The sequence below is a fragment of the Streptomyces sp. NPDC093598 genome, assembly GCF_044764825.1.
Classification (GTDB): Bacteria; Actinomycetota; Actinomycetes; order Streptomycetales; family Streptomycetaceae; genus Streptomyces.
Genome location: NZ_JBIWIV010000005.1, coordinates 81,726 through 97,723, shown reverse-complemented (window position 1 = coordinate 97,723; position 15,998 = coordinate 81,726). Strand labels below are relative to the sequence as shown.

At 69.7% G+C, this 15,998-nt stretch carries 14 protein-coding genes and 1 pseudogene; 8 read left to right on the top strand and 7 right to left on the bottom strand.

Annotated features, from left to right (window positions below; genetic code table 11):
• The first annotated feature begins 189 nt into the window (after window positions 1–189).
• The 3 genes from ACIRDU_RS19065 (at window position 190) to ACIRDU_RS19055 (ending at window position 5,380) form a co-directional block, all read left to right on the top strand.
• Window positions 190–1,155 carry an ABC transporter ATP-binding protein gene (locus tag ACIRDU_RS19065; protein ID WP_403580873.1) on the top strand — a complete coding sequence of 322 codons (966 nt, stop codon included), beginning with the start codon at window positions 190–192 and terminating at the stop codon, window positions 1,153–1,155.
• Complete coding sequence (locus ACIRDU_RS19060) at window positions 1,152–2,558, top strand: ABC transporter permease (protein WP_403580870.1); 1,407 nt, start codon at window positions 1,152–1,154, stop codon at window positions 2,556–2,558. Before ACIRDU_RS19065 ends, ACIRDU_RS19060 begins: the two co-directional genes overlap by 4 nt.
• Before the next feature lie 71 nt (window positions 2,559–2,629).
• A complete protein-coding gene (locus ACIRDU_RS19055) occupies window positions 2,630–5,380 on the top strand; it encodes an alkaline phosphatase family protein (protein WP_403580867.1) in 2,751 nt (916 codons plus the stop codon).
• Window positions 5,381–5,448: 68 nt separating this feature from the next.
• Here ACIRDU_RS19055 and ACIRDU_RS19050 read toward each other — a convergent pair whose 3' ends face one another.
• Both ACIRDU_RS19050 and ACIRDU_RS19045 read right to left on the bottom strand, forming a co-directional pair.
• Window positions 5,449–6,459, bottom strand: a complete 1,011-nt coding sequence (locus tag ACIRDU_RS19050) for a hypothetical protein (protein WP_403580864.1) — start codon at window positions 6,457–6,459, stop codon at window positions 5,449–5,451.
• Window positions 6,460–6,629: 170 nt separating this feature from the next.
• Window positions 6,630–7,547 (bottom strand): transglycosylase domain-containing protein, encoded by a 918-nt coding sequence (locus ACIRDU_RS19045; RefSeq protein WP_403580861.1) that lies wholly within the window; start codon window positions 7,545–7,547, stop codon window positions 6,630–6,632.
• Window positions 7,548–8,001: 454 nt separating this feature from the next.
• On the opposite strand from ACIRDU_RS19045, the pseudogene ACIRDU_RS19040 reads away from it, so the two are divergent.
• Window positions 8,002–8,298 (top strand): annotated as a pseudogene (locus ACIRDU_RS19040) (ABC transporter ATP-binding protein); the annotation flags it as partial.
• A gap of 130 nt (window positions 8,299–8,428) precedes the next feature.
• Window positions 8,429–8,992 (top strand): CGNR zinc finger domain-containing protein, encoded by a 564-nt coding sequence (locus tag ACIRDU_RS19035; protein ID WP_403580858.1) that lies wholly within the window; start codon window positions 8,429–8,431, stop codon window positions 8,990–8,992.
• A 302-nt stretch (window positions 8,993–9,294) separates the two neighbouring features.
• On the opposite strand, the gene ACIRDU_RS19030 is transcribed toward ACIRDU_RS19035, so the two are convergent.
• The 3 genes from ACIRDU_RS19030 to msrA form a co-directional block, all read right to left on the bottom strand.
• The gene (locus ACIRDU_RS19030; protein WP_403580855.1) at window positions 9,295–9,486 is read right to left on the bottom strand and encodes a hypothetical protein; all 192 of its coding nucleotides are present in this window, start codon (window positions 9,484–9,486) and stop codon (window positions 9,295–9,297) included.
• 105 nt (window positions 9,487–9,591) lie between these two features.
• The gene (locus ACIRDU_RS19025; protein WP_403580853.1) at window positions 9,592–11,034 is read right to left on the bottom strand and encodes an aldehyde dehydrogenase; all 1,443 of its coding nucleotides are present in this window, start codon (window positions 11,032–11,034) and stop codon (window positions 9,592–9,594) included.
• 181 nt (window positions 11,035–11,215) lie between these two features.
• A complete protein-coding gene (msrA, locus tag ACIRDU_RS19020) occupies window positions 11,216–11,725 on the bottom strand; it encodes a peptide-methionine (S)-S-oxide reductase MsrA (protein ID WP_403580850.1) in 510 nt (169 codons plus the stop codon).
• 531 nt (window positions 11,726–12,256) lie between these two features.
• On the opposite strand from msrA, the gene ACIRDU_RS19015 reads away from it, so the two are divergent.
• Window positions 12,257–12,745, top strand: coding sequence for a TetR/AcrR family transcriptional regulator (locus ACIRDU_RS19015; RefSeq protein ID WP_403581248.1), 489 nt, complete (start codon window positions 12,257–12,259; stop codon window positions 12,743–12,745).
• A gap of 367 nt (window positions 12,746–13,112) precedes the next feature.
• Here ACIRDU_RS19015 and ACIRDU_RS19010 read toward each other — a convergent pair whose 3' ends face one another.
• On the bottom strand, window positions 13,113–13,544 hold the full coding sequence (locus ACIRDU_RS19010) for an ATP-binding protein (RefSeq protein WP_403580847.1): 432 nt from the start codon (window positions 13,542–13,544) through the stop codon (window positions 13,113–13,115).
• 224 nt (window positions 13,545–13,768) lie between these two features.
• Between ACIRDU_RS19010 and ACIRDU_RS19005 the strand changes: the two genes are divergently transcribed.
• Complete coding sequence (locus ACIRDU_RS19005; protein ID WP_403580845.1) at window positions 13,769–14,134, top strand: STAS domain-containing protein; 366 nt, start codon at window positions 13,769–13,771, stop codon at window positions 14,132–14,134.
• A gap of 93 nt (window positions 14,135–14,227) precedes the next feature.
• Here ACIRDU_RS19005 and ACIRDU_RS19000 read toward each other — a convergent pair whose 3' ends face one another.
• Complete coding sequence (locus ACIRDU_RS19000; RefSeq protein WP_403580843.1) at window positions 14,228–15,127, bottom strand: alpha/beta hydrolase; 900 nt, start codon at window positions 15,125–15,127, stop codon at window positions 14,228–14,230.
• Window positions 15,128–15,340: 213 nt separating this feature from the next.
• Here ACIRDU_RS19000 and ACIRDU_RS18995 point away from each other — a divergent pair, with 213 nt between their 5' ends.
• Entirely contained in the window at window positions 15,341–15,991 is a 651-nt protein-coding gene (locus ACIRDU_RS18995; protein WP_403580840.1) for an FMN-dependent NADH-azoreductase, read from the top strand.
• Window positions 15,992–15,998: the final 7 nt, after the last annotated feature.

Sequence of the window (15,998 nt, the reverse complement as noted above, 5' to 3'; positions counted from 1 at the left end):
GATACGGCGGAGATCCTCATGCATGCCCCGGCGAGGTGACACCGGCTCAGGCTTCACCCGCCTGCTGCGGTACGCAGGCCTGTATTGACTCCCGTTTGGGGTTACGTTCCCGAACCGTTCAACCGGTGATCCCCGTCAGCGCCGTGTGCGCTTCCTAGGGTCCATGAGGCTCTCCGAAAGAAGGGGCTCATGGACTCACACCTCGCGATCCGGGCTCGCGGCATCACCAAGTGCTTCGGTGATGTCGTCGCGCTCGACGGCGTCGACCTGGATGTGGCGCAGGGACAGATCCACGGCCTGGTCGGTCCGAACGGCGCCGGCAAGACGACGCTGCTCGGCCTCCTCCTCGGCCTGGCCGTGGCCGACAGCGGAAGTCTGGAGATCCTCGGCACGCCGGTGGGCCGGGCGTTCGAGGCGCCCGGCGGTGTCGCGGGGTTCCTGGACGGGCCGGGGCTGTACCCCTCGCTCACCGCCCGGCAGAACCTCGCCGCGCTCGCCGCTCTGCGGGGCGACGACACGCCGTCGGCCGGCATCGACGACGCACTCGGACAGGTGGGGCTCACGGACGTCGCCGACGACCGCACCCGCGGTTTCTCCCTGGGCATGCGCCAACGGCTCGGCCTCGCCGCGGCCCTGCTCACCAAGCCGCGGCTGCTCGTACTGGACGAGCCCTCCAACGGCCTGGATCCGGCTGGAAAGAGGCACGTCCACGGTGTTCTCACCCGGCTCACGCGGGAGGGAACGAGCGTCGTCCTCTCCAGCCACCGCATGGACGACCTGGAGGCCCTGTGTTCGGAGGTCACCATCCTCGCGACCGGGCGGATCGTCTTCTCCGGGCCGCTGGGCAAGCTGGCCGCCGAGAACGGTGAACTCGACTACCGGCTGACCACGCCCGACCCGGAGCGCGCCCGCCGGCTGGCCGCCGTCACGCCGGGAATCCGCCTGGCCGACGACACCACGGGACGCCGGGGCGGGGAAGGGCTCGTGGTGCGCGCGCTGGTGCCCGCCCTCGACGATCTGGTGGTGCGGCTCGTCCACGAGGGCATCGCTCTGCGCGAACTGGCCCCGGTCGTCTCCCCGTTGGAGGCGGCGTTCCTGGCCCTGACCGAGCGGCAGCAAAAGACCGACGCCCAGCAGCAGGAGACCGGTCGATGACCGCAACCACACCCCCGAGCGCAGGCCCCGGCCTTACCGCCGTACCCACCGCGCAAGCGCACCGCACCGCATCGGGCCGCGTCACAGTTGCCCGGGGCTACCGCTTCGAAGTCGTCAAGCTCCTCTCCCAGTGGCGGATCCGCCTCCTGCTTCTCGCGTGCTGGATCGCGCCGGCGCTCTTCGTGGCCGGGGTGAGCACGCAGAGCACGCTCCCCACGGACACCCTCTTCGGCCGCTGGATGCACGCCACCGGGTGGGCCGGGCCGCTGGTGACGCTCGGTTTCGCCGGCACCTGGGCGCTTCCGCTGCTCACCTCCGTCGTCGCCGGCGACGTGTTCGCCTCCGAGGACCGACTCGGCACCTGGCGCCACCTCCTCGTCGCCGTCCGCTCACCCCGGCGGATCTTCGCGGCGAAGGCACTGGCCGGTCTCACCGTCATCCTGCTGCTCGTGGCCGGACTGGCCGTCTCCAGCACGGTCGGCGGGCTGGTGGCCGTCGGCAACCAGCAGTTGGTCGGCCTCGACGGCCATCTGCTCGCGCCGGGCGACGCCGCCGGCCTGGTCCTGCTCGCCTGGGCCTGTGTGCTCGCCCCCACGCTGGCCCTCGCCGGAATCGGGCTCCTGGGGTCGGTCGTACTCGGGCGCTCCCCGATGGGCCTGCTGCTGCCGGCGATCGTCGCGCCGGCGATGCAGCTCGCCCAGATGCTGCCGCTCCCGGTCGCCGTACGCCTCGCCCTGCCCGGCGACGTCTTCCTCACCTGGAACGGCCTGTTCACCAGCCCGGCGCAGCTCACCCCGCTCCTCATCGGCATCGCTGTCAGCCTCCTGTGGGCAGTGACGGCGACGGCGCTGGCCTATGTCCTCTTCCTGCGGCGCGACTTCACCAACCCCACCGACGACGGCTCGGCGCGCCGCGCGGTCACCATGGCCGCCCTGCCGCTCGCGGGGCTGCTCGGCGTGACGGTCGCGGTCGTGGCGGCGACGACGACGGCCACCGGCTCCGGGATCGAGCAGGCCGAGGTGCAACGCTCGCTCGCCACCGAGTTCGCCCACCTGTACCGCATGCAGACCGATCAGCTCCACCGGCCCGCCGTCACCGAGGCGCAGCTGAAAACCGGGGCGGCCTGCACCAAGGCGGGTGTCCAGGACGGCGCCCGGGGCCCGGGCAACGACTGGCGGTGCGTCGTCTCCTGGCATCTGCCGGGCGTCGCGGCCACCGGGTCGGCCGTCTACCAGCTCGACATCACGGCGGACGGGCGGTTCGTGGCCGACGGCGACGGACCGAAGGAAGTGAACGGCTACTTCCTGGTGCGGACTTCGAACGCAGACGCACCGAACCCGCTGTGGCAGTTCGACGGCAACGTCGACCTGCTCTCCGCCGCACCGGCCACCACGGCTCCCTGAACCGTTCCTCTCCGGCCACCCCCCGAACTCCCCGAATCCCCGCGTCCCCGAATCCCCGAAGGAATGACGTCATGGAGATAGCACGCCGCCGCCGGCAGGCCGAGAAGAAGTACTACGACCTGCTGGGCAGACGCGTCAGCCGCCGGGCCACGCTGGTGACCGCCTGCATCATCACGGCCGCACTGGCCACCGGCACCGCCGTCGCCGAAACCCGCCAGTTCGGCACCGACCAGGTCGGCCAGGTCACCGGCAAGGGCCAGGTCGTCTCCGCCGACCAGTACCTCGCCCCGTACGGAGACCGCCTCGTCATCAACGACGGCAAGATCATGTCGTCGACGGTCAGCCCGGACGGCAGCCACCTCGCCGCCGCGGTCACCGACGGCGACGCCGCTCTGGTCGTCGTGGACCTCGCGACCGGGCGGATCAAGCAGCGTATCGGCACCAACGCCGCCGACGACCTGCGCATCGGCAGCGGCTCCGTCGGCCAGGAGGGCCCGACGTACTCACCCGACGGCAAGCAGCTGTGGCTGGGCCAGGCCGACGGCTACACCAAGTTCACCGTGAACCCGGACGGCACCCTGGCCGACCCGGTGACCGTCACGATCCCGGCCGACGGCGGCAAGCAGGCCCTGGTCGCCGCGGCGGTGTTCTCCTCCGACGGCTCCACCGTGTACGCAGCGGTCAACGGCCAGAACCGGGTGGTGGCGCTCGACGCGGCGACCGGGGCCGTGAAGCAGAGCTGGGCGGTGGGCAACGCCCCGCGCGGCATGGTCCGGGTCGGCGACAAGCTCTACGTCGGCAACGAGGGCGGACGGCCCGCGAAGGCCGGGGACTCCACGCTCAACTCCTACGGCACCCAGGTGCCGGCCGACCCGAAGACCGGCGCCACCACCACCGGCACGGTCAGCGTCATCGACCTGGCCGACCCGGCCGCCGCCGTCGGCACCATCGACGTCGGCCTGCACCCGACCGCCGTGTACGCCCGGCGCGGCGCGGTGTTCGTCACCAACACCGCCGACAACAACGTGTCGGTCATCAACACCGCCAACGGCAAGGTCGTACAGACGATCTCCACCCAGCCGTGGCCGGAGGCCTCGGTCGGCTACGAGCCCGACGCCGTGACCCTCACCGACGACGGCCACCTGCTGGTGACACTCGGCCGCGCCAACGCCGTCGCCGTCTACCGCTACACCTCCCCGCAGGAGCCGGTCAGCTACATCGGCCTCCTCCCGACGGACTACTTCCCCGCGGAGATCACCACTGTGGGCAGGAAGGTCGTCGTCTCCAACACCCGCGGCATCGACGCGCTCCGCCCCGACAGCGCCGGCCGCGGCACCCATGACACGACCTCCAGCCTGACGCAGTTCACCCTGCCCAGCGACCGTGTCATCCGGGCCCGGACCGCCAAGGTCTTCCAGCAGAACGGATGGAGCGCCGGCTCCGTCGCACTGGCCAAGGGCCACGGCCACGCGGCACCGCAGCCGGTCCCGACGCGGATCGGCGACCCGTCGACGATCAAGCACGTCTTCCTGATCGTCAAAGAGAACCGCACCTATGACCAGGTCCTCGGTGACATCCCCCAGGGCAACGGAGACCCGTCACTGACGCAGTTCGGTGAGAACGTGACGCCGAACCAGCATGCTCTGGCCGAGCAGTTCGGGCTGTACGACAACACCTACGACATCGGCACCAATTCCGCCGAGGGCCACAACTGGCTCATGCAGGCCGACAACCCCGAGTACACCGAGTCCTCGGCCGGCGAGTACACGCGCAGCTACGACACCGAGGACGACGCCCTCGGCCACCAGAAGACCGGCTTCCTGTGGACGGGAGCGCAGGCTGCCGGCAAGAGCGTGCGGGACTTCGGCGAGTTCCAGCAGTTCCTGACCAAGCCGTCCGGCGCCGACTGGCAGAACCTGTACTGCGACGCCAGGAACATGGACGCGACCGGCCAGGCCACCGCCTACCCCCTGAACTCCTCCTCACCGATCCCCTCGCTCAACAGCGTCTCGGTGCCCGGCTTCCCGAAGTTCGACACCAGCGTGCCGGACCTGTACCGGTACGAGATCTGGAAGCAGGACTTCGAGAAGAACGGCCCGGCCAACCTGAACATGTTCTGGCTCTCCAGCGACCACACCGGTGGCCCGGCGAGCCCGGCCGCCCAGGTCGCCGACAACGACCTCGCCACCGGCAAGATCATCGACAAGATCTCGCACAGCACATACTGGAAGGACTCGGCGATCTTCGTCGTCGAGGACGACTCCCAGGCCGGCCTGGACCACGTCGACGGCCATCGCGCCCCGGTCCAGATCATCAGCCCCTGGGCCCAGCACGGCACCGTCGACAGCCACTTCTACTCGCAGATCACGATGATCCGCACCATCGAGCAGATCCTCGGGATCCACCCGATGAACCAGAAGGACAGCGCGGCCACCCCCATGCGGGGCGCGTTCACCCGGCACCCCGACTACACGCCGTTCACCGCCCTGCCCAACCGCACCTCACTGACCGACGGCCTGAAGACCCCGCCGTCCTGCGGCGTGGACACCCCTGCCGCCCAGGACCCCAAGGCCGCGGCCGTACCGTCGGCGAAGGTACCGGCGGACCGGAAGTCCCTCGCCGCCGCGTGGGACGCCTGGAAGTCCCAGCAGCACCTGACCGGCCCGCACGCCGTCCCCGACTACGCCAATCCGGCCCAGATGAACCACCTCACCTGGTACCAGACCCACAACTGGACGCGCCCGTACCCCGGCGAGAAGAAGATCTACGCCCCGAACGACGTACCCGGCGCATACATCCCGTCGCCGGAGTCCGACGGCTGACACGCCGAAACGCGGCGAGGACCCCCGCCAGGACGACTGCCTGCCAGGGGTCCTCGCCGTACGTACGATCAGATCTCGTCCGTCGGGAAGTCCTCGTCGGCGAGACCGCTTTCCTCGAACTCGGCGTCCCTCGGCGCCGGTCCGGCGAAGAAGCCGTTCATGAGGGCGTTCAGGTCGAGCGTCGTGGCACCGGCCGGGGCGGTGGGCTTGGTACCCTCGCGCATCCTCAGCGTCAGGCCCAGCTTCTTGACCTTGGCGGTCTCGGCCAGCTTGGCGAGGTCCAGGTCCACCTGGGCCAGCTCACCGTTCTCGAGCGTGAAGTCCGCCGTCACCTTGGCGTCAGGGGCGTCCTTCAGGTCCTTGTCCGTCGGCAGCTCCATGCCCGGCGGCAGGTCCTTCACCAGCGGGCGGATCTCGCCGAGCAGCTCGGTGATCAGCGTACGGAAGGGGGCCGTCGCGGTGACATGCTCGGTGCCGTCCTCGCCGCCGGCTGTCTTGAACTCCACCTCACGGGCGACGACATCGCGGAGGGCCTTCACGAGCTTCTTCTGCGTCTTGGCGTCGAGGGACGGCGCGGGCGCGGGAGTGCCCTCGGCCTCCTGGCCCTCGGCGGTGGCCTTCTCCATCTCCTTGGTGTTGAACTTCACCCACTTGCCCTCGATGACGTCCTTCATCGCCCCGGCCTCCGGGGGCAGATCGCCGGCGTCCGGCAGGGGGCTGCCCATCATCTCGCCCATGGCGTCCAAGTCGGCACGGATGTAGGTGTAATCGCCGATCACCCGGAACTCGGCGAGGTCGCCGTCCTTGGTGCTGACCTTCATGGCCGTGCCGACGAGGTCCTTTTCACCGGACTCGTCGAGCGGCTTCTTCGACTGCACGGTCACAGTGATCTTCGCGCCGCTGAGCAGCTCGGCGACCTCGTCCGGGATCTCCTCACCGGACGCGGGGTCGGACTCGGCGTCCAGCGCTTTCAGGGAGGTGGCGTCGGTGTCCAGGTCGAGCTCGAAGGAGAGTGTGTTCTTCTTGCCGAGCTTCTCGAAGGCCCGGTCGAGCTTCTTGCCGGCGGACAGCTGCTCCACCGTTCCGCAGGCGGCCGCGCCCGCGAGGACGGCACCGACGACAGCGGTGGCGGTCAGGGTCTTGCGTATGGGGTTGATGATGATCTCCTCGTGGCTCCGATCACAACGTGATCGGTCAGAAGACTCACGACCAGCCCGCAGGGTTGTGCTGTCCGTCTCGCGACCTGCGTTCAGACATCCAACGGAGCGGCGGCGAAGGCCTTGACCTGGTGTGCGGTCAGGTCGCCTACCGCCTCCAGGCGGCGCAGGACCTCGGCGCGGCGCTGTTCGGCGAGATCGGGGTGGTGGAGGGGGTCGTAGGCGGAAGGTGCCTGGACCAGGCCGACGAGGAGTGCGGCCTGGGGCCAGTCCAGTTGGGCGGGGCTCTCCTCGAAGTACCCGCGTGCGGCCGCGTCCAGACCGTAGTACCCATGGCCGAAGTACGCGGTGGACAGGTACATCCGCAGGATCTCGCCCTTGGGACAGGCATGAGCGAGCTTGACGGCCAGCGCGACCTGTTCCAACTGGTCGCGCCGGGTGCGTTGCCCGTCGGTGTAGAGCATCTTGGCGAGTTGCTGCTCGATGGTGGCGCCCCCTCCGTCGCCCCCTTGACCGCGTGCCCAGAACACCACCGCGCGCAGCACTCCGGCGGGGTCGATGCCGGGGTTGTGCCAGAAGTGGGCGTCCTCGGTGGCCACCAGCGCCGCGGCGACCTTCGGGGGCGTGGCCGCATCCTGCTCGCTCACCCCGTGTGCGGCGGCCTGTGCGCGCACCCGGGCCTCCGCGTCACCCACCCCCGGGGTGGCCGCCAGGAGGACACCTCCCGCTACCGCGAGCGCCACGCCCGCGCCGAGACCCAGAACGCACCCCCGGATGACGAGACGGCGCAGCCATCGAGGCACCGCGCGCCGGCGTACGAGCCCGTCGACCGCGAGCACGGTACCGGTGGCGGCGGCGAAGACGACAAGGGTGGCAGCGGCGTCGAACCCGTAGTGGCAGAGGGACCGGGCGAAACCGAAGAGCACCGAGGTTCCGGCACCGAGGGCACCGGCAACGACGAACCGGCCGAGTGGTCTGGCGCGACCGACGTGAGTTACGACAGCCATCATGCTCGAACGCCTCCCCTGTACCCGGCACTCATTCCTTATTACGCGTTGTCCGCGTGACATTGCCACAGGGCCCTGGTAGGGAATTCATGCAGGGTTTCTCAACAGCCTCCCGCAAAAGGGTCAAGATTCGACCGTCCTCTACGGTCCGACAGGCGACCGAATTCCAGTGCGTCGGCGGTGTGGTGCATGAGCGACGGCCTCTTTGGCGTGGGCGCCGATACGTTGGCGGCGTTGCAGCGGAACCGGGCACGGGGACAGGCATAACCCCGGCTGCTCGACCGCGCGAGCTGGACGATGCTGCTGCACATCGGCGCGGGAACTGCCGAGTACAACCCCGGCATCCACACCGACCACTAGGCGGAGATCGGCTTCGGTGGCTTCGACGTGTGTCTGGACCGGCCGATCGCGCCGACGGCGCTGTAGTGCCGGAACCCGCCCGGGTTGGGCGGCAGACCTGGACACCTTCTGCGGACGCCTGACACACCCGACCACCTTCCCGGCTTTGCCCGTTGCGTCGACCTCGGAGGCCTCGGCACTCCCCTTCGTGATCGCCGACGAACTCAAGCCCGCCACCGGCTCGTTGTCGGCCGAAGGGACGCTGGGCCACCTCCCGCAGAGCCTCCCCCTGACCGGCGACCTCACCGTCGCCGAGGTGCTCGGCGTCGCCGCCGTGATCCGCGCCCTGGACGCCGTCGAGTCCGGGGACGTCGGCGAGGAGCACTTCACCACCATCGGTGACGACTGGGACATCGCCAGCTCAGCGCCGAGACTTCTGCCATCGCCCCCGATCCGGGGTTACGATCACGCTCTCCACGGCCCGGAACCACCCGGAGCGGTGACGATTCTTGCCCCGTGCGGGAGTCACCTGTCAGGATGGTGATGTGAATCTTGACCATGTTTTCGTCTGCGGGCACCCCGCCCTCGACTTCGCGGCCACACTGCGCGCCCGGCGCTCGACACGGTTCGAGATGTTCGTGACGCCGGAGCGGCTGAACGCCTGGTACCTGGAGTCCGGGCTCGTGGACACGATCACGCCCGGCAAGGAGGACGACGTCCGGGAGGCGACCACCGTGCGCGAGGTGATCTACCGGCTCGTCACGAACCGTCGCCTCGGTGAGGACTTCGACCGCGAGGCGCTCGCCGTGCTGAACGCCGCCGCACGCAAGACGCCCGCGACACCGCAGCTCACCCTGACGGGCCGGCACACCGACGCGACCCCCGAGCAGGCTCTGGCCACCGTGGCCCGGCAGGCGGTCGAACTGCTCAGCGGCCCTGACGTCCCGCTGCTGAAGGAGTGCGGCAACCCGGAGTGCACCCGCATCTACATCGACCGCTCCCGCGGCATGCGGCGGCAGTGGTGCGGCATGGAGTCGTGCGGCAACAAGATCAAGGCGGCGGCGTACCGCGCACGGAAGAAGTCCTCACCCGCCGCGCCGTCGAACTGATCCGTCGATCGGGCAGGGCGCACATGCGGCGCTGAAACAGCAAGAGGCACTCCTCATGGAGATCCTCACTCTTGCTCAGGGGGACGAAGGGCCCTCGGATACGCCAGGGGTGCCCGCGAAGGTGCAGGGTGCTCCCGTCACACCTCAGGCGAGGCGGCTGCCCGCCCAAGCCACGCACTCGCGTCAGCCTTTGCTCGGCGAGCTGTTGGCGGGCCTGCTCGGCGGCCATGACGAGCCCTGTGCGGCAGCGGAGTTGCACGGTTGACCTCGCCCTCCGGCCGGTGTGTGGAGGGGACGCGGGTCTACAGGCCCAGGTCGAGCGCGAGGCACGAGTAGTGCTTCCACGAGCCCTCGGGGTTGTAGGCGTTTCCCCCGCCGCCCGGCGTGGCCTCCGCCTCTTCGGCCATGTCCTCGAAACGGATGCGCTCGGGGAGCTTGCCGAACCGCGCGTGCCGTGCGGCTGCGGCGGGGTCGATCGACAGTTTCTCGTCCATGACCGGTCTCCACTTCGGAATCGCGCTGTTGCCTTGGACGCCGCTCAGCATGCCGCCCTTTGCGTCACCTGTCAAACCGGTGACGCGCAGTTTCGGGGTCGTGCGTCAGACGGTGATGGTCTTGTACTCGGTGTAGGACGCGAGGCCCACCGCGCCGTACTCGCGGCCGACGCCGCTGGCCTTGAAGCCACCGAACGGGCCGTCGAAAGCCACAGAGGCGCCGTTGACCGTGACGGTGCCGGTGCGGACGCGTCGGGCGACCGCCAGGGCGTGTGCCTCGTCGGCGGACCAGACACCGCCGGAGAGGCCGTACTCGGAGTCGTTGGCGATGCGGACGGCGTCGCCCTCGTCGTCGTAGGCGATGACGACCAGGACCGGGCCGAAGATCTCCTCCTGTGCGATGCGCATGGAGTTGTCGACGTCGGCGAAGACCGTGGGCGTGACGTAGTTGCCCTTCTCCAGGCCTGCGGGAATCTGCGGACCGCCGGTGACCAGGCGGGCGCCCTCCTCGATGCCGAGCCGGATGTAGCTGCGCACCCGTTCCTGCTGGTCGGGGCGGATCATCGGGCCGATGAAGGTGTCGGGGTCACCCGGGTCGCCTACCTTCAGCGACTCGACCAGCTTCCTCAGCGCGGCCACGACCTCCTCGTACCGGCTGCGCGGGGCGAGGATGCGGGTCTGGGCGATGCACGACTCGCCGTTGTTGAGCAGGGAGCCGAACTTCAGGCCCGCGACCGCCTTCTCGATGTCGACGTCCGGCAGGACGATGGCAGCCGACTTGCCCCCCAGCTCCAGGCTGACGCGCTTGAGCTGCTCACCCGCGATCGAGGCGATGCGGCGGCCGGCCCGCGTCGAGCCGGTGAAGGCGATCTTGTCGACCTCCCGGTGTGAGACGAGGTGCTCACTGGTCTCCCGGTCCGCGGGCAGGACGCTGATCACACCCTCGGGCAATCCGACCCGCTCCAGCAGCTCCGCGAGGAAGCCCATGCTCAGCGAGTTCTCCGGGGAGACCTTGAGGACCACGGAGTTCCCCGCGAGCAGGGCCGGGATGATCTTCGCGGTGGCCGAGGAGAACGGAGAGTTCCACGGGATCACCGCGGCCACGACGCCGACCGCCTCACGGCGCACCACGCTGCGCACCGGGGATGCCGGGTCGGAGGGCACCAGGGCCTCCTCCCAGCCGAACTCCTCCGCCGCCTTCAGGTAGGCGTTGGCCTGCCGGGTCAGGCCCGGCTGACCGGCCCGGGTGAACCATCCCGCCGAGCCGTTCTCCAGCGAGATCAGGTACGCGACCTTCTCCGCGTTCTCCTCGCGCAGCGCGTTGAACCGCCGCAGGACGGCGACCCGTTCCCCCGGCGGGGTCGTACGCCACACACCCGTCTCGAACGAGGCCCGCGCCGCCGCGACCGCGCGGTCCACGTCGGCGGGCCGCGCCTGGGCCGCACGCCCGATCACCGACCGGTCGTGCGGCGAGGTGATGTCGAGGAGCTCCGGGACGCTGGGCTCCACCCAGGAGCCTCCGATGAACAGCCGGTCGTAGGTGATCATGCTCTGTCTCTCTTCGGAACGGTCCGAGCAGTGACGCTATCTGTCACTTCAATGTAGCACTTCTGCGTGATAGGACCACATGAGTGTGCTCACCGAACAGGGGACAGCCCGACGGAGGGAAGCCGAAACGACGCGTGGCCGGGAAGGGCGATGCCCTTCCCGGCCACGTCGGCGTCCTGGACTAGCCGCGCCTGGGCAACCGCCAGTTCGGGCGCGGGAAGTGGCAGGTGTAGCCCTCCGGGTAGCGCTGGAGGTAGTCCTGGTGCTCCGGCTCGGCTTCCCAGAACGCGCCGGCCGGCACGACCTCGGTCACCACCTCGCCCGGCCACAGACCGGACGCCTCCACGTCGGCGATGGTGTCCTGAGCGACGCGCCGCTGCTCGTCGTCGAGATAGAAGATGGCGGAGCGGTAGCTCAGGCCGATGTCGTTGCCCTGCCGGTTCCTCGTGGTCGGGTCGTGGATCTGGAAGAAGTACTCCAGGATCGCGCGGTAGTCGGTAGCCGTCGGATCAAACGCGATCTCGATCGACTCCGCGTGTTTTCCGTGGTCACGATAGGTGGGGTGGGGCTTGCTGTCGTCACCGCTGTAACCGACCCGGGTGCGGATCACGCCGGGAAGCGACCTGATCAGCTCCTGCAGGCCCCAGAAGCAGCCGCCCGCCAGCAGCGCCCTCTCCTCGACATCGCTCATGGCGCTTCACCTTTCTTGTCCGTATCCGTCCACGCGGGTCCAGCCTCGCACACCGACCCCTGCCCGCAGTCACCATCTTGACAGGTGACGCGCTCGGCTGACAGTTTCGTCACCAGTCAGAGCGGTGACGCCGAGTAAGGACCCGGCGCCCACCGCCGAGACACAAGGCCCACCGCCAGGACAGCTGGTCGGTGAAGACACCGCCCAGCAGAGGGTCGGCGATGCTGGCGACGCCGTAGACCGAGCGAACGGACCCTGGTAGCGACCGCGTTCACTCAGCGCGGCGATGTCACCGACCAGGGCGAAGGTCAGCACGATCATGCCGCCGCCAACCACACCCTGGAGCACCCGGGTGCCGATCAGTTCGCGGAGCGCCTGAGCTAACTGCCACATCAATAGAGCACTTACATGTGAGATATTCACATGAGCGAGGCGCTAGATGCGTCAGGTTCCACAGGCACGGCTAGACTCGGTGCGGTGAGAGCCGACGCAGCACGCAATCTGGAAGCTGTCCTGACCACCGGGGCACGCATGCTCGCCGCCGACCCGGGCGCGAGCATCGCGAGCATCGCCACCGAGGCGGGTGTGGACCGGCGCACCGTCTACCGCCGCTTCGCCTCCCGCGAGGATCTCCTCGCCGCGATCTACGCATCGCGCCTCGAGGCCATCGAGATCGCCATCGAGGACGCCCGGCTGCGCGAGGCACCTGTGGCCGTCGCGTTGCACCGCTACGTCGAGAACATCATCGCCGTCAACCGCGCCTGGCCCGTCGACCTCGCCCGCATGCTCGCCGACGACACCGTCCGCGCCCGTCGGGACGCCTCCGTACGCGAGGTCGCCGCCTTCCTCGAACGCGCCACGAATGAGGGACTGTTGCGCTCCGACCTCCCTGACGGGTGGGCGAACGCACTGCTGCCCCAGCTCATGCACCTCGTGTCCCGGCACATGCCGGAACTGAGCCCCGCGCGGGCGGCGGACGTCGTGGTCGACACCTTGCTGCGGGGCCTCGGAACGCCCTGACAGCCGCGCCGGGCCCGGTACGCGTGCGGCGGCCGGGTAGCCGGGCCGGTCCCCCGTCGGTTGCTCACGCGGAACGGCGGCTGGGTCTCGATCGTTCCGGGCACGGCGGCGGGGCCGGGACCGTGACCTCGTCCACACCGCCGAAGCGGCCAAGACGCTGCGCACTCCGCTGCGTGTGCTGCGCGCCCGGACGGAATCCGGGGAGCCGGAGCCGAGGCCGCGGCTGTCGTCGCAATGCTTCGGGCAGGGAGAGACCAGCGCGGACGCGGATTGCCGACGTGCGCACGGTGCTCGACGCGCTCGGCGTGACCGAACCCATCGGGCCGTAACGGCCTGCTGCTGAGCTGGTTCCCGCGCGGGGGTCCGGCTAGGGACCGACCGCCCCATCGCGGTCTGCCGCCACTCCGCGGCGAGGGCCGCCGTCGGGGCCGTCGGCCAGAGCGATGCGGGCGGTGATGCGTTTGCCCACAGGCTCCCGCTGTACGTCGAAGTCCTCGACCACGGCCTTCACGATCTCCAGGCCGTGCTGGCCGATTCTGCTGGGGTCGGCGGCCCGGGCTGCGGGAACCGTCGGGTCGCTGTCCCACACGATGACTTCCACGGTGCGGGCGGTGATGCACAGTTCCAGCAGGACGGGTCCGGGAGCGTACTTGCGTGTGTTGGTGACCAGCTCGCTGACGACCAGCTGGGTGAGGTCCCTCGCTCGGGCGGATACGGGCAGGTGATGGTTGTCACTGGCCTGGTCGAGGGCGTCCGCGATGCAGCTGTCGTCTCCACCCAGCGCGTACGCGGCACGCATGAGGTGCTCCTCCGCCGGTGCTGTGCAGCCGTCACCGTCGACATCAGATCCCACTGGCCTCGCCCTCACTCCCCGTTCACGCGCGCCGGTACCCCGTTTCGCTGCCCTGCATGCCGCAAGGGTGTTGTTCGGCACAGCCGCTCAGGTGCATCCGGCCGGGGCGGTGGGGCAGAATCAGTCGCGCACGTTCTGACCGGGCAAGCCTAAGCACATTCGAGGAGACGGTGACCCAGATCGAGGAAGCGAACCGGCCGGGCCGGCTCCACGCCGAACACCGCATGGCGGGAGACATCCGTGTCGTGACGCTGCGGGGCGAGATCGACCACGACGTCCAGGACGTGCTCAGCGCAGCCCTGCTCGTCGACGACGGGGCGGCGCCGCCGCGGATCGTCGCGGATCTCAGCGGTGTGACCTTCATGGACTCCAGCGGCATCAACGTCTTCGTCACCGCCCACCAGCAGGTGAGCGGCGCAGACGGCTGGGTGCGCATCGCCGGCGCCCAGCACTCCGTCCTGCGCGTGCTGCAGCTGGTCGGCGTCGACACGCTCATCCCCTGCCACGACACCACCGAGCAGGCCCTGAGCGCCTGACCCGCGGGCTGCGATCGCCGTCCCGCTGCATCTCGATGAGCTGCCGGGCGGCGGTCCAGCACGCGGTCGTGTCGATCACGGCCTTGGGGCTCGTCAGTGGTGTCCCATCCGGCCGTCGTGCCACTCGGCACTCCGCCAGAAGTCGAGCAGGGCCGCTGCGAGAGCCTCGGGTGCCTCTTCGGCCATGTGGTGTCCGGAGTCGATCGGGCCCCCTTCGAGCCGGTCGCCCGCCCAGGCGCGCCAGACGGCCGGCACGTCGCCGTAGAGATCGGCCATGTCGTCCTGGGTGGCCCACAGCACCTGGAGAGGACGGGCGATGCGCCGGCCGGCCCGCTGGTCGGTGTCGTCGTGCTCGCGGTCGACGCCGAGGCCGGCGCGGTAGTCCTCGCACATGGCGTGCACGGTGGCCGGGTCGTGGATCGCACGCCGGAAGTCCTCGTACGCCTCGGCGCCCATCTGCTCGCTCGTGGCGCGGTACCAGGCGTCGGGGTCGGCGTTGATGAGGCGTTCGGCAGGCTTGTCGGTCTGCCCCAGGAAGAACCAGTGCCACCAGCTCGCGGCGAACGTCGCGTCGCAGCGCCGCAGGGCCTCCCCGATCGGCACGGCGTCCAGCACGCTGACGGTGGACACGGCCTGCGGGTGGTCCAGGGCCAGACGGGTGGCCACGTACGCGCCCCGGTCGTGCCCGACGACAGCGAACCGTTCATGCCCGAGGCGGCGCATGACCGCCAGGCAGTCGCCGGCCATGGCGCGCTTGGAGTACGGACGGTGCTCCGGGTCGGAGGCGGGTTTGTCGGACTCCCCGTAGCCGCGCAGATCGGGGCAGACCACGGTGAGGCCGGCCGCGGCCAGCAGCGGAGCGACGCGGTGCCAGGTCGCGTGCGTCCGTGGATGACCGTGCAGCAGCAGCACCGCGGGGCCACTGCCGCCGTGACGCACCCTCAGTCGGACCCCGTTCCCCTCGCATCGCGTCAGCTCGAAACCGTCGAACACGCAGCCTCCCCGGTCCTGGACGTCGCAGTCCTCGTGCCCCTGAGCACACCGTCCATGCGAGGGCCGCCCCTCGCGACCGCACGGCGACGGAACTGGGCCATGATGATCTGGATCACATGGGGTGGACCTCAACTGCGCTTGAGGGAGCAGGCTGTAGGACATCACAGGGCGTGCCACGCAAGGGCGGCCCGATGAGTCCTCAGGAGTACGGTCATGGCCACGCTGCTGCACATCGACACCTCCCTCAATGGCGAGAACTCCCACTCCCGCAAGGTGACCGCCGCCTTCCGCCGGGCATGGGAGAGCGAAAACCCGCAGAGCTCGGTGATCTACCGAGATCTCGACGCCGACCCGATCCCCCATCTGCGGGCCGCCGCCTACTACGCGGGCTACACCGACCCCGCCGACCGATCCCCCGAAGAGCGCGCCGCCTTCGCGCTGCGCGCCGCACTGATCGAGGAAGCCGAGGCGGCGGATGTGCTTCTGCTGAGCGCACCGATGTACAACTATTCGATCCCCTCGACGCTCAAGGCCTGGATCGACCACGTCTTCGCCGTGGGCCGCACCTCGATGACCGAGCACCCCTCACTCGCCGGCAAGCCGGCGATCGTCGTGGCCAGCCGCGGCGGCTCCTATCAGGAGGGCACCCCGCAGCACGGCAACGACTACGTGCAGACCTATCTGCAGCAGGCCCTCGGTACCGGCCTCGGTCTGGACGTCACGTTCATCGTCCCCGAACTGACCTTGGCCCCGACCGTGCCCGCGATGGCCGACCTCGTCCCCCTCTTCGAGACCTCCCGCGCCGATTCCCTCGCGGCCGCCGAGTCCCACGCCAAGGAACTGGCCATGCGTCTGGCCGCGTAGTGACAGG

Bases quoted from the DNA above. Each gene is read 5' to 3' on its own strand.
- ACIRDU_RS19030 (WP_403580855.1), bottom strand. From the start codon at position 9,486: ATGGACGAGAAACTGTCGATCGACCCCGCCGCAGCCGCACGGCACGCG.
- msrA (WP_403580850.1), bottom strand. From the start codon at position 11,725: ATGAGCGATGTCGAGGAGAGGGCGCTGCTGGCGGGCGGCTGCTTCTGG.
- ACIRDU_RS19045 (WP_403580861.1), bottom strand. From the start codon at position 7,547: ATGATGGCTGTCGTAACTCACGTCGGTCGCGCCAGACCACTCGGCCGG.
- ACIRDU_RS19025 (WP_403580853.1), bottom strand. From the start codon at position 11,034: ATGATCACCTACGACCGGCTGTTCATCGGAGGCTCCTGGGTGGAGCCC.
- ACIRDU_RS19010 (WP_403580847.1), bottom strand. From the start codon at position 13,544: ATGCGTGCCGCGTACGCGCTGGGTGGAGACGACAGCTGCATCGCGGAC.
- ACIRDU_RS19060 (WP_403580870.1), top strand. From the start codon at position 1,152: ATGACCGCAACCACACCCCCGAGCGCAGGCCCCGGCCTTACCGCCGTA.
- ACIRDU_RS19055 (WP_403580867.1), top strand. From the start codon at position 2,630: ATGGAGATAGCACGCCGCCGCCGGCAGGCCGAGAAGAAGTACTACGAC.
- ACIRDU_RS19015 (WP_403581248.1), top strand. From the start codon at position 12,257: ATGCTCGCCGCCGACCCGGGCGCGAGCATCGCGAGCATCGCCACCGAG.
- ACIRDU_RS19065 (WP_403580873.1), top strand. From the start codon at position 190: ATGGACTCACACCTCGCGATCCGGGCTCGCGGCATCACCAAGTGCTTC.
- ACIRDU_RS18995 (WP_403580840.1), top strand. From the start codon at position 15,341: ATGGCCACGCTGCTGCACATCGACACCTCCCTCAATGGCGAGAACTCC.